Below are 11,676 nucleotides of genomic sequence, written 5' to 3'. Positions count from 1 at the left end.
GTGTTGTAGTCGGTGCCGTAGATCTTGGGGGTCTTCCCCGAGGTCAGGGCGCGCAGCACAATCGGGAACAGGTTGTGCGGGCTCGTGTCGTAAAGTTCCGGCRATCCGGAGCCGACAACGTTGAAGTAGCGCAGCGAGGTGTGCTTCAGGCCCCGGGCGCGGCCCTGGTCCCGGATGAGCCATTCGCCGATCAGCTTGCTCTCCCCGTACGGGGATTCCGGCCGGGTGGGGGTGTCCTCGGTGACGATGTCCCCGCTGGGCGTCCCGTACGTGGCTGCGGAGGAGGAGAAGACCAGCTTGTCGACGTCGGCCAGTTCCATGGCCTTCAGCAGCTGGGCGGTGCCGGTGACGTTCTGTTCGTAGGTGAGCAGCGGCTCCTGCACGGAGACCCCCGCGTACTTGAAGCCGGCGAGGTGGATTACGCCGGTCACGCCGTGCTCGATCATGGTGCGGGCCATCAGGTCGGCGTCGAGGATGTTCCCCTCCACGAACGGCACATCGTCCGGGACGAATTCCCGGTGTCCGCTGGAGAGGGAGTCCACCACCACCGGCGGCATCGAGGCCGCCCGCAGCGCCGCGACCACATGGGAACCGATATATCCTGCACCGCCAGTAACAAGCCAAGTCATGGCTCCAGCCTATCCAATGACAGCGCCCATGACGGCCCGCGTCGCCGCTCCTCTGGCAACCCGGACCGGGGAAGCCCCCCACACACAACAAATCCCGGGACGCGCAGGGCGTCCCGGGATCTGTGCAACGCTGTGCAACGGCGCTGGGGGCTAGCTCTTGCGGGCGTAGCCCTCCCACTTGCTGGCCTGGTGCTCGCCGTCGACGAAGCGGATGGTGCCGGACTTGGACCGCATCACGATCGACTGGGTGAGGACCTTGTCCTTGGAGTAACGCACACCCCGGAGCAGGTCGCCGTCGGTGATGCCGGTGGCGGCGAAGTAGCAGTTGTCGCTGGAGACGAGGTCGTTGGTGGAGAGCACCCGGTCGAGGTCGTGCCCGGCGTCGATCGCCTTCTGCTTCTCCTCGTCGCTGGTGGGCCACAGTCGGCCCTGGATGACGCCGCCCAGGGACTTGATGGCGCAGGCCGCGACGATGCCTTCCGGGGTGCCGCCGATGCCCATCAGGGCGTCAACGCCGGTCCCGGCGCGGGCCGCTGCGATGGCGCCGGCGACGTCGCCGTCCATGATGAACTTCGTGCGGGCGCCGGCCTCGCGGATTTCCTCGACCAGCGGGCGGTGCCGGTCCCGGTCCAGGATCATGACGTTGAGCTGGTTGACCTTAACGCCCTTGGCCTTGGCGATCAGGTGCAGGTTCTGCTTGACCGGAAGGCGCAGGTCAACCATGTCGGCCGCTTCCGGGCCGGTGACGAGCTTCTCCATGTAGAACACGGCGGAGGGGTCGAACATGGAGCCGCGTTCGGCGACGGCGAGGACGGCCAGGGCGTTGTTGATGCCGAGGGCGGTCAGCCGGGTCCCGTCGATCGGGTCGACGGCGACGTCGCACTCGGGCCCGGTGCCGTCGCCCACGCGTTCGCCGTTGAACAGCATGGGGGCTTCGTCTTTTTCACCTTCACCGATGACCACAACGCCGTTGAAGTGGACAGTCTGGAGGAAGGAGCGCATGGCGTCGACGGCGGCGCCGTCGGCCTTGTTCTTGTCACCAAAGCCCACCCAGTGGCCGCCGGCGATCGCGGCTGCTTCGGTGACGCGGACAAGTTCCAGGGCAAGGTTGCGGTCAGGCTCGTCAATGCCGACGGCGAGCGACGGGGAAAGTGTGGAGTACTTCTGGGTCATGGACGCTGGTGACACGTGAACCTCTTCTTCGAGTGGCGATCATTGAACCCGCGGTGTCCGGGCTCCGGCCCCCGCGGTGATCCGACTGTTATTGATCATAGTCGCGGCGCCACCTTGGGTCATGGAAATGACAAAACAGTGAAACGGTCCGGCGGCGGCGGCCGCACCCCTGCCGAATGTGAGTTCGGCCGGAAATGGGCGACTATAGAGGGGTGAATGAATTGCAGGACACGACGCCCCAGACCCCCGGATCACCGCAGGGCGGGGCCGGTCCGGACGCGGGAAACGCGGCCGGCGGCCAGCCCGTCAAGCCCGTCATCCGCGCCGCTGCGGCCAAGCGGGCGAACGCGTCGGTGATCGGCATGATCATCGCCCTGGTCCTGAGCATCGGGGCCTTCCTGCCGGTGGTGCTGATGAACCCGTCGCCCAAGGGCGACGGATACCGGCCGGACATCAACGTCAGCGCGATCGCCAAGAACGCCACCGATGTGGCGGGATTCACACCCGTCGCACCCGAAACCGGCAACGCGTTCCGCTCGAATTACGCCCGCTGGGAGTCCGGTTCCGGCAGCGGCGTCGCCACCTGGGAAGTGGGCTACCTGACGCCCAAGGAGTCCTTCATCGGCCTGGTCCAGACCCGGCAGGCCAATCCGACGTGGCTCCTGCAGCAGACCAAAAACGCGCCGGTAACCGGCACCCGCAACGCCGGCGGCCGCGACTGGCAGCTGCGCGATACCGGCAAGGGCGAGAAGAGCATGGTGCTCGACTACCGCGGGACCACCGTCATCCTCAGTGGCCCGGCCCAGCTGGACGAGTTTTCGGTCCTGGCCGCCGCCGTCGTAAAGGCCCTGGAAAGTAACCCAGCGTCCACGGTTTCCCCGTCTCCCACCGCCGCACCGTAAAGTAGGGGCCGTGGCTACTWAYCTGACTCCCGCCCTCGCCTGGCGCCGSCTGCGCGAAGGCAAYGAMCGYTTYGTCGCCGGCGAATCCTCSCACCCGAACCAGGACGCMTCGCGCCGCTCGGAACTCGTGGAGAACCAGCACCCGTTCGCCGTCATCTTCGGCTGCGCGGATTCCCGGCTCGCCGCCGAGATCATCTTCGACCTCKGCCTCGGCGACGCGTTCGTTGTCCGCACCGCGGGCCAGGTGATGGACGACGCCGTGCTGGGATCGCTCGAGTACAGCATCAGCGTCCTTGGTGTGCCCCTGATCGTGGTGCTCGGCCACGACAGCTGCGGCGCGGTCACCGCCACCAAAAACGCCGTGGAAACCGGCGAGATGCCGGTCGGGTTCATGCGCAGCCTCGTGGAACGCATCACCCCGTCCGTGCTCACCTCGCTGCGCAACGACCAGCACGAAATCAACGACATGGTCGTGGAGAACGTGAAGCAGACCTCACAGCGGCTGGTGGACAGCTCCCGGGTGATTTCGGAGGCCGTGGAGAACGGCCAGGCCGCGGTGATCGGGCTGGCGTACAGCCTCGCCGAAGGCCGGGCGGACCTCGTCTCCGGGATCGGCAAGCTCTAGGGCTGCGGTTGACCCCGGGTTCACGGTTTTCGGTGGACCCCTCGGGCCGAATAAGCTAGGCCCATGACTTCCACAGCAGATTTGAACACTGAAGAGTTCCGCATTGAACACGACACGATGGGCGAAGTCCGCGTTCCCGTAAACGCCCTGTACCGCGCCCAGACGCAGCGTGCAGTGGAGAACTTCCCGATCTCCGGCAAGACCCTGGAGCGCGCCCACATCGAGGCACTGGCCCGGGTCAAGAAGGCCGCCGCCCAGGCGAACGCAGAACTGGGAGTGCTCGACGGCGAGCTGGCCCAGGCGATCGCGGACGCCGCCGACGAGGTGGCCGCCGGCAAGTACGACGGCGACTTCCCGATCGACGTGTTCCAGACCGGCTCCGGAACGTCGTCGAACATGAACACCAACGAGGTCATCGCCGAGCTCGCGTCCCGCTCGCTCAAGGCCGGCGGCAGCGACAAGGTGGTCCACCCGAACGACCACGTCAACGCCTCGCAGTCGTCCAACGACGTCTTCCCCACCTCGGTGCACGTCGCTGCCACCTCCGCCCTGATCAACGACCTCATCCCGGCCCTCGGCTACCTCGCCGACTCCCTGGACCGCAAGGCCGTTGAGTTCAAGGACGTCGTGAAGTCCGGCCGCACGCACCTGATGGACGCCACGCCCGTCACCCTCGGCCAGGAATTCGGCGGTTACGCCGCGCAAGTCCGTTACGGCGTCGAGCGCATCAACGCCGCGCTCCCCCGCGTCGCCGAGGTTCCCCTGGGCGGCACGGCCGTCGGCACGGGCATCAACACCCCCGCCGGCTTCCCCGAGCGTGTGATCGAACTGCTCGCCGCCGACACCGGGCTGCCCCTGACCGAGGCCCGCGACCACTTCGAGGCCCAGGCCAACCGTGACGGGCTGATCGAGGCTTCCAGCCAGCTGCGCAACATCGCGATCTCCTTTATGAAGATCAACAACGACCTGCGCTGGATGGGTTCGGGCCCCAACACCGGCCTCGGCGAAATCGCGATCCCGGACCTGCAGCCCGGCTCCTCGATCATGCCCGGCAAGGTCAACCCGGTCATCTGCGAAGCGTCCATCATGGTCTGCGCCCAGGTCATCGGCAACGACACCGCGATCGCCTGGTCCGGCACCAACGGCGCGTTCGAGCTGAACGTCGGCATCCCCGTGATGGCGGCCAACCTGCTCGAGTCCGTCCGCCTGCTGGCCAACACCAGCCGCGTTATGGCCGACAAGATGATCGACGGCATCACGGCCAACGTCGAGCGGGCCCGCTTCCTCGCCGAAGCCTCGCCGTCCATCGTGACGCCGCTGAACAAGTACATCGGTTACGAAAACGCCGCCAAGATCGCCAAGAAGGCTGTCGCCGAGGGCCTGACCATCCGCGAGACCGTTGTCGCGATGGGCTTCCTGGAGCGCGGCGAACTGACCGAGGAGCAGCTGGACACGGCGCTGGACGTTATGTCCATGACGCGTCCGCCGCACAAGGCCTAGTCCCCCGGACAGTCCGACGGCGGCCGGCACCTTCCCAGCGAAGGTTGCCGGCCGCGGTCGTCCGTTAACGGCCGGTGGCCGGCCGTCCGTGTCGGGTCAGCTGTGGAAGTGTGCCGCGCCGTCGGGGTCGGCGGACCGTTCGATGGCCCGCAGGTGCGCCGGAGGCGGCTCGGGAAACTCGCACGGCCTGAACCAGCCCACCGCGAGGGACTCGTCGTCGTTGACGCGCGCCTCGCCGGAGACGTACCGGCAGCGGAACACCAGGGTCAGGAAGTGGCAGACGTCCCCGTTGGGGTAGGTGGTGGTGCCGGCGGCGTCCACCGAGACCAGCCGCTCGGCGGCGGCCACAACGCCGGTCTCCTCCAGGACCTCGCGCAGCAGGCCCTGCGCCGGTTCCTCACCGGGCTCCAGGATCCCCGTGACCAGGCCCCACCGGCTGGTGTCCGCCCGCTGGCCGAGCAGCACCCGGCCGTCGTCGTCGAACACCACGGCGCAGGCGCCGGGAATCCAGAGGGGGTCGTGGCCGATCTTTTCGCGCAGTGTCAGAATGAATTCGGGAGTGGCCATCCGGCCAGCCTAGCCCGCCGGCAACAGCAGGAGTGCCGCCGCGGTGCCCGCCAGCATAAACGGCCCGAACGGGATGTCGGACTTCAGGGTCCCGCGCCGGGTGACCAGCAGGGCCAGGCCCCACAAGCCGCCGAACAGGAACGCCGCGAAGGTCCCGGCAAAAACGTGCCCCCAGCCAAGGAAGCCAAGGTACATGCCGAGCACACCGGCGAGCTTCACGTCGCCGAACCCCATTCCGGGCGGGTACACGGCGCGCAACAGGAAGTAGAAAAGCCAGAGGGCCGCGCCGCCGGCCACCACCCGGAGCCCGGGCACCCCGGCCAGCCCGGCGCCCCCGCCGGCCGCCGCCGCGCAGAGCAGCAGGACGCCGGCCACCGCATAGGAAGGGAAGATGATCCGGTTGGGCAACAAATGGTGCCGCACGTCGATGACGGTCAGGCGCGCGGCCATGACGGCGAAGTACGCGCAGGCCAGGAGCACCAGCCAGAAGGCCAGCGGGGCGGCTCCCCCGAGTTCGCCGAGACGTTGGATCACTCTCGGATGCTACTGGATTTTGCCCCGCGTGCGCCGTTTCCGGCGTAGTGGGGCGTGACTGGCGGCCGCCGGGCCGCGCCGTTAGGCTTCCGGGATGACTGCGCCCGACTCGTACTGGCCCCCGTTCGCCCTCACGCTGGCCACACCACGCCTGACCCTGCGGCCCATCCGGGATGAGGACATCCCGGCAGCGGTGGACGCGGCCCTCAGCGGCGTCCACGAACCCGGCCGCAGCCCGTTCAGCCGGCCGTGGGCGGAATCCCCGGCCGAGAAGCTCGGCCCGGATATGGCGCAATGGTACTGGCGGTGCCGCGGGACCATGACCCCGCAGGAGTGGACCCTCCTGCTGGGCATCTGGCACAACGGCGAGTTCATCGGCTGCCAGGATGTCGAGGCCAAGGACTTCGCCACGCTGAAGACCGTCAGCACCGGATCCTGGCTGCGGCAAAGCGTGCACGGCCAGGGCCTCGGGAAGGAAATGCGCGCCGCCGTGGCCCTGTACGCGTTCGACTGGCTCGGTGCCGAGGTGGCCGAGTCCGAGGCCGCGGCCTGGAACCAGCAGTCCCTGGGCGTCTCCCGGTCCCTCGGCTACGAACTCAACGGCGTCACCCGCGCCAACTGGGGCGGCAAGCTGCAGGACTCCCAGAAGGTCCGCCTCACCCCGGCCAACTTCAAGCGCCCCGACTGGACCCTAGACGTCCGGGGCCACGCGCCCACGGCTAAATTCCTGGGGATCGCGACGTAGCCGGTCCGCGGGCCCTTCGCGTAGTCGCGCATCGCGACACATCGGCCCCAAAGGTCGCCCAGCGACCGTCGGGGCCCATGGGTCGTGTCTAAGCGACGGCGAAGGGGCCGTGGCCCGGCGAACCCGACCACGACCTCCGCAGCAGCTGACGGCCAAAGTAGCCTAGATCTCGGCCCCCTCCAGCATGTCCGTCACCAGGGCGGCGATCGGCGAGCGCTCGGAGCGGGTGAGGGTGATGTGGCCGAAGAGCGGGTGGCCCTTGAGCGTTTCGACGACGGCCGCCACCCCGTCGTGCCGTCCGACGCGCAGGTTGTCACGCTGGGCGACGTCGTGGGTGAGGACAATCTTGGAGTTCTGCCCGATCCGGCTCATCACCGTGAGCAGGACGTTCTTCTCCAGCGACTGCGCCTCGTCCACGATCACAAACGCGTCATGCAGGGAGCGGCCGCGGATGTGGGTGAGCGGCATGACCTCGAGCATCCCGCGGTCCATGACTTCCTCGACCACTTCCTGGCTGACCAGGGCGCCCAGGGTGTCGAAGACGGCCTGCGCCCACGGGTTCATCTTYTCGGACTCGGAGCCGGGCAGGTASCCSAGYTCCTGGCCGCCGACGGCGTAGAGCGGCCGGAACACRATYACCTTGCGGTGCTCCCGSCGCTCCAGGACGGCTTCCAGGCCGGCGCACAGGGCCAGCGCGGACTTCCCGGTACCGGCGCGGCCGCCCAGCGAGACGATCCCCACGGACGGGTCCATCAACAGGTCGATTGCGAGCCGCTGCTCCGCCGACCTGCCGTGCAGGCCGAACACGTCCCGGTCGCCCTTCACCAGGCGGACCTGCTTGTCGGCCCCTACCCGGCCCAGCGCTGAGCCGCGGCTGGAGAGCAACACCAGGCCGGTGTTGACCGGCATCTCGGCTGCCGTCGGGATAAAGACCGGCTCGTGGCCGTAGAGTGTGGCTACCTCGTCCTCGGCGGCGTCGATCTCGGCGATGCCGGTCCAGCCGGAGTCCTTGACCAGCTCGTTGCGGTACTCATCGGCGAGCAGTCCCATGGCCGAGGCCTTGACGCGCATGGGCAGGTCCTTGGTCACCACGGTCACGTCCCGGCCCTCGTTGGCCAGGTTCTTGGCGACGGCCAGGATGCGGCTGTCGTTGTCGCCGCCTCGGAATCCGGCCGGCAGCACCTCGGCCGAGATGTGGTTCATCTCCACCATGAGCGTGCCGCCGTCGTCGCCCAGCGGGATGGGCCTGTCGAGTCCGCCGTGCTCCACCCGCAGGTCGTCCAGCAGGCGCAGCGCCTTGCGGGCGAAGTAACCCAGTTCCGGATCGTGCCGCTTGCTTTCGAGTTCGGTGATCACCACGATCGGCAGGATCACCTCGTGCTCGGCGAAGCGGAGCACCGCCCGCGGGTCCGAGAGAAGCACGGAGGTGTCAATCACGTAGCTTCGGGCAGTCAGTCCGGTTGCTGTCCCTTCCCCGGAAACAGCAAGACCGGCAACAGCGTCGGTGGGCGCTGTGCCGGTCGTGGAAGTGGCTCGCTTGGCGCGAGAGGTAGCCTTCTTGCCCTGGTCGGAAAGGACGCCGGGCAGTTGTTCAGAAATAGCCACATCGACTCCAGCCCCGGGCCGCCGGCCCGGAATTGTTATTGGTGAGGCGGCTCGGCCGAGAGGCCGGACGCGGCCTCCCATACACCCGGTGCGAACTTCCGCTCCATGTACTGGCCTCCCCGATCAGCCGGCGGTTTGCCCGCTGATGGGATTAACGTACGTCCGCGGCGCGTGCATTGGGCGTCTATTTTTCGGCGATTCTTGTTGCCATCATGTGAACCCCGGATGAACCGGCTCAGGAACCGAAGCGGCGCTGCCGGCCGGCGTAGTCACGCAGCGCCCGGAGGAAGTCCACCTTGCGGAAAGCGGGCCAGAGGGCCTCGCAGAAATAGAACTCGCTATAGGCGCTCTGCCACATCAGGAAGCCTGACAGGCGCTGCTCCCCCGAGGTGCGGATCACGAGGTCGGGGTCCGGCTGGCCGCGGGTGTAGAGGAAACGGGAGATGTCGTCGACGCTGAGCTCGTCCGCCAGCTTGCCGATGTCAGCCCCGCGGTCGACGGCGTCGTGCAGCAGTTCGCGGACGGCGTCGACGATTTCCCGGCGGCCGCCATAGCCGACGGCGACGTTGACGTGGATTTTCTCCTGCACCGGGGTGCGGGCCGTGAGGTTGTTGAGCCTTTCGGCGAGGTAGTCCGGCAGCAGTTCCGGCGCACCCATGGCGTGCACCGAGATATCCGCGTCCTCGTCGAGCCGGTCCAGGGTGTTGGCGATGATTCCCATCAGCAGGTCCAGCTCCTCGCCGGACCGGTTCATGTTGTCCGTGGACAACATGTAGAGCGTGACCACTTTGATCCCGAGCTCCTGGCACCAGCCAAGGAATTCATGGATCTTATCCGCGCCGGCCTGGTGGCCCTGGCTCGTGGGGGCATTGAACTGCCGCGCCCAGCGCCGGTTGCCGTCGACCATCACCCCGATGTGCTTGGGGACGCGTTCCGGGTCGAGGGAACGCTGGAGGCTGCGCTCGTAGAAGCCATAAAGGAACCCGGGCAGTTCCATCCGGTGCTTCACCTGGCTTCCTTGGGGTCTGACGGCAGTGCATTCCTAGGCTACCCGCCGGAGGGGCCGCACCGCGCGCACCCCGTCGCCATTTCCGCTCAGGCGGGCACTACTCGCCGGTAACTTACCGGACCGTAGGTTATTCTTGGGGTATGGAGAGCAGCAGTCCGGCCTCCGGACCCGAGCGGTCCGCGCACGGCGACACCAACCCCGCAAAATCCGGTTCCAGCCCGGTGGACGACGCGGCCGTGAGGATCGCCGAACTCCTGATGATCAAGCCCAAATGGCGGGGGTGGATCCACACCGTCACGGCGCCGCTGGCCTTCGCCGCCGGCCTGGTCCTGGTGCTGCTGGCCCCCACCGCCGAACTGAAAATCGCTTCCGCCGTCTACGCACTGACGGGGGTGCTGCTTTTCGGGGTCAGCGCCGTCTACCACCGGGGCAACTGGTCCCCGCGGGTGAAGATGGTGCTCAAACGACTGGACCACACCAACATCATGCTGGTCATTGCCGGCAGTTACACACCCCTGGCCTGGGCCCTCCTCGACCGGCCCAAGGCGGTCCTGCTGCTCTGGATCATCTGGGCCGGCGCGGTCCTCGGGGTGCTGTTCCGGCTGCTGTGGACCAACGCCCCGCGCTGGTTGTACGTGCCGATCTACATTGCCCTGGGCTGCGGCGCGTTGTTCTACCTGCCGGACTTTTTCGCCGCCAGTATCCCCGCCGCGGTGCTGATCTGCGTCGGCGGGGCGCTGTACATCGCCGGTGCCGTGTTCTACGCCCTGAAGAAACCCAACTTCAGCTACCAGCACTTCGGCTTCCACGAGCTTTTCCACGCCTTCACGGTTTTCGCGTTCGCGGCGCACTACATCGCGATCGCCATCGCCGTCCTGGGCTGACCCGCCCTCCACTGGGCCGGCCAGGGCCGGCTCAGCGCGGCCGCCCGGCGTCGATGAGCCCGGGAAGCCGGCGCATGTCGTCGAAGACCGTGGTGCCCGGCCCGGCCAGCCACTCCGCCGGGGTGACGCCGCCGGCATAGGCGAATACGTGCATTCCGGCAGCCCGTGCCGCCTGCACGCCGTAGGCGCTGTCCTCCACGACGGCGCACCGCTCCGGGGCTGTCCCGAGCGTGGCGGCCGCATGCAGGAAGAGGTCGGGGGCGGGTTTGCCGTTGGCGACTTCCGTGGCGCTGAAGATCCGGCCGGCAAAACGGTGCAGCAGGCCTGTGCGGCCCAGGGTCCGCTGCATCTTCGCGTGGCTGCCGCTGGAGGCGACGCAGTGCGGGAGGCTGAGCCGGTCCAGGGCCTCCTTGACGCCGTCAACTGCCGTGAGGTCCCGTTCAAAGGCGTCGTGGTACCACTGCTGGTAGGTCCGGTCCCAGCCGTCGGCCAGTTCGATGCCGAGGTGCTGTTCGATGGTGGAGACAAAATTCGCCTCGCTGTTGCCAACGAAGCGCTCGACGATTTCCTCACGATCCAGTTCCCAGCCGAGGTCGGCAAGGACCAGCTGGTCCACGTGTACCGAGATCACCTCCGAGTCCACCAGGACGCCGTCGCAGTCAAAGACCACCAGTTCAAAAGGATCCCGGCCCGCGGGGGTAGATGTCATTCAGCCATGCTAGCCAGTTGTCCGTGCAGCTCCTCGACCGACCGCGCCGGCAGCCCGCAGACCATGCCGCGGCAGAGGAAGGCCTGCGCGGACCCGTCCGGTGCGGCACCCCTGCCCCGGAGCAGCGGGACGGTGGCCGCCGTCGGGGTTTCCGGACGGCCGAGGGCGATGACGAGACCGGGGCTGGCCGACTGCAGCAGCGCCCGGTGCAGCGCGGCGCGCAGCGGAGTGTCGGGTCCGACGACGGCGGCCTCCACCGGGCCGGCCAGCTCCGCCTGCGCCGTGGCCAGCAGCCCGCCCGCCACCCGGGGCGCGTTGGTGGCCAGCGGCGGCAGCAGCGACAGGATGTTGGCGGCCATCCCCCGGCGCTCCGCCGATCCCGACAGGGCGGACGAGGTCAGCAGGGCCGCGGCGAACGCGGCTGCTCCGCTGGGCGTGGCGTTATCGAACGGGTCCATCCCGGGCCGGCCGCCCTGGGCCGAGAGGACCTGCGCGGATTCACCGGCTGTGTCGCGCAGGGTGCCGTCGGCGGCGAACCGCGCGCACGCCGCAGCCAGGATGGCCTCGGCCAGGGCGTACCAGCGGGAGCTTCCGGTGACGGCGTAGAGGGCGAACAGGCCCTCCGCGCAAAAGGCGTAATCCTCCAGGAGGCCGCCGATCCCGCGGGCCGTCCCGCCGTGGGAGACCCGCAGCAGCCGGCCGGGCTCGTGTGCCTGCGCCGGCGTCCAGTGCACCCGCTCCAGGTAGCCGGCAATGTCCTCGGCCGCGGCCACCAGCCCGGGACGGTCCAGGAC

General features: G+C 68.2%; 13 protein-coding genes. 5 read left to right on the top strand and 8 right to left on the bottom strand.

Annotated features, from left to right (window positions below; all coding sequences use genetic code 11):
* Together AC1DHD_RS08685 and glpX are read right to left on the bottom strand one after the other, a co-directional pair.
* On the bottom strand, positions 1 to 629 hold a 629-nt coding region (locus AC1DHD_RS08685), incomplete at its 3' end, for an NAD-dependent epimerase/dehydratase family protein (protein WP_476879319.1).
* A gap of 150 nt (positions 630 to 779) precedes the next feature.
* A complete protein-coding gene (glpX, locus tag AC1DHD_RS08680) occupies positions 780 to 1,802 on the bottom strand; it encodes a class II fructose-bisphosphatase (protein ID WP_476879322.1) in 1,023 nt (340 codons plus the stop codon).
* A 194-nt stretch (positions 1,803 to 1,996) separates the two neighbouring features.
* On the opposite strand from glpX, the gene AC1DHD_RS08675 reads away from it, so the two are divergent.
* From AC1DHD_RS08675 to AC1DHD_RS08665, 3 genes are all read left to right on the top strand, one after another.
* Complete coding sequence (locus AC1DHD_RS08675; RefSeq protein WP_476879318.1) at positions 1,997 to 2,704, top strand: DUF4245 domain-containing protein; 708 nt, start codon at positions 1,997 to 1,999, stop codon at positions 2,702 to 2,704.
* Positions 2,705 to 2,714: 10 nt separating this feature from the next.
* On the top strand, positions 2,715 to 3,329 hold the full coding sequence (locus tag AC1DHD_RS08670) for a carbonic anhydrase (protein ID WP_476879317.1): 615 nt from the start codon (positions 2,715 to 2,717) through the stop codon (positions 3,327 to 3,329).
* A gap of 63 nt (positions 3,330 to 3,392) precedes the next feature.
* The gene (locus AC1DHD_RS08665; RefSeq protein ID WP_476879316.1) at positions 3,393 to 4,829 is read left to right on the top strand and encodes a class II fumarate hydratase; all 1,437 of its coding nucleotides are present in this window, start codon (positions 3,393 to 3,395) and stop codon (positions 4,827 to 4,829) included.
* A gap of 96 nt (positions 4,830 to 4,925) precedes the next feature.
* Here the strand turns inward: AC1DHD_RS08665 and AC1DHD_RS08660 are convergent, their stop codons facing one another.
* On the bottom strand, positions 4,926 to 5,396 hold the full coding sequence (locus AC1DHD_RS08660) for an NUDIX hydrolase (RefSeq protein ID WP_476879315.1): 471 nt from the start codon (positions 5,394 to 5,396) through the stop codon (positions 4,926 to 4,928).
* Between the two features lie 9 nt (positions 5,397 to 5,405).
* A complete protein-coding gene (locus AC1DHD_RS08655; protein WP_476879314.1) occupies positions 5,406 to 5,930 on the bottom strand; it encodes a prepilin peptidase in 525 nt (174 codons plus the stop codon).
* Positions 5,931 to 6,024: 94 nt separating this feature from the next.
* Between AC1DHD_RS08655 and AC1DHD_RS08650 the strand changes: the two genes are divergently transcribed.
* The gene (locus AC1DHD_RS08650; RefSeq protein WP_476879313.1) at positions 6,025 to 6,675 is read left to right on the top strand and encodes a GNAT family N-acetyltransferase; all 651 of its coding nucleotides are present in this window, start codon (positions 6,025 to 6,027) and stop codon (positions 6,673 to 6,675) included.
* A 162-nt stretch (positions 6,676 to 6,837) separates the two neighbouring features.
* Here the strand turns inward: AC1DHD_RS08650 and AC1DHD_RS08645 are convergent, their stop codons facing one another.
* Positions 6,838 to 8,280 (bottom strand): PhoH family protein, encoded by a 1,443-nt coding sequence (locus AC1DHD_RS08645; protein WP_476879312.1) that lies wholly within the window; start codon positions 8,278 to 8,280, stop codon positions 6,838 to 6,840.
* Between the two features lie 235 nt (positions 8,281 to 8,515).
* Positions 8,516 to 9,277: an isoprenyl transferase gene (locus tag AC1DHD_RS08640; RefSeq protein ID WP_476879321.1), complete on the bottom strand. Its 762-nt coding sequence runs from the start codon at positions 9,275 to 9,277 to the stop codon at positions 8,516 to 8,518.
* Between the two features lie 254 nt (positions 9,278 to 9,531).
* Between AC1DHD_RS08640 and trhA the strand changes: the two genes are divergently transcribed.
* Positions 9,532 to 10,173 (top strand): PAQR family membrane homeostasis protein TrhA, encoded by a 642-nt coding sequence (gene trhA, locus AC1DHD_RS08635; RefSeq protein ID WP_476879320.1) that lies wholly within the window; start codon positions 9,532 to 9,534, stop codon positions 10,171 to 10,173.
* 31 nt (positions 10,174 to 10,204) lie between these two features.
* Here the strand turns inward: trhA and AC1DHD_RS08630 are convergent, their stop codons facing one another.
* Both AC1DHD_RS08630 and AC1DHD_RS08625 read right to left on the bottom strand, forming a co-directional pair.
* Entirely contained in the window at positions 10,205 to 10,882 is a 678-nt protein-coding gene (locus AC1DHD_RS08630) for an HAD family hydrolase (RefSeq protein ID WP_476879311.1), read from the bottom strand.
* Positions 10,879 to 11,676 (bottom strand): YyaL domain-containing protein (locus AC1DHD_RS08625; RefSeq protein ID WP_476879310.1); only part of this gene is annotated, 798 nt, incomplete at its 5' end. The genes AC1DHD_RS08630 and AC1DHD_RS08625, both read right to left, overlap by 4 nt.

Source organism: Arthrobacter sp. 05L45_2, assembly GCF_056397525.1.
This window is presented reverse-complemented; position numbering and strand designations above follow the sequence as displayed.

What these genes read in the sequence shown, in the direction of transcription:
- glpX (WP_476879322.1), bottom strand. Translation starts at nt 1,802, where the DNA reads ATGACCCAGAAGTACTCCACACTTTCCCCGTCGCTCGCCGTCGGCATT.
- AC1DHD_RS08675 (WP_476879318.1), top strand. Translation starts at nt 1,997, where the DNA reads ATGGGCGACTATAGAGGGGTGAATGAATTGCAGGACACGACGCCCCAG.
- AC1DHD_RS08665 (WP_476879316.1), top strand. Translation starts at nt 3,393, where the DNA reads ATGACTTCCACAGCAGATTTGAACACTGAAGAGTTCCGCATTGAACAC.
- AC1DHD_RS08660 (WP_476879315.1), bottom strand. Translation starts at nt 5,396, where the DNA reads ATGGCCACTCCCGAATTCATTCTGACACTGCGCGAAAAGATCGGCCAC.
- AC1DHD_RS08650 (WP_476879313.1), top strand. Translation starts at nt 6,025, where the DNA reads ATGACTGCGCCCGACTCGTACTGGCCCCCGTTCGCCCTCACGCTGGCC.
- AC1DHD_RS08640 (WP_476879321.1), bottom strand. Translation starts at nt 9,277, where the DNA reads ATGGAACTGCCCGGGTTCCTTTATGGCTTCTACGAGCGCAGCCTCCAG.
- AC1DHD_RS08630 (WP_476879311.1), bottom strand. Translation starts at nt 10,882, where the DNA reads ATGACATCTACCCCCGCGGGCCGGGATCCTTTTGAACTGGTGGTCTTT.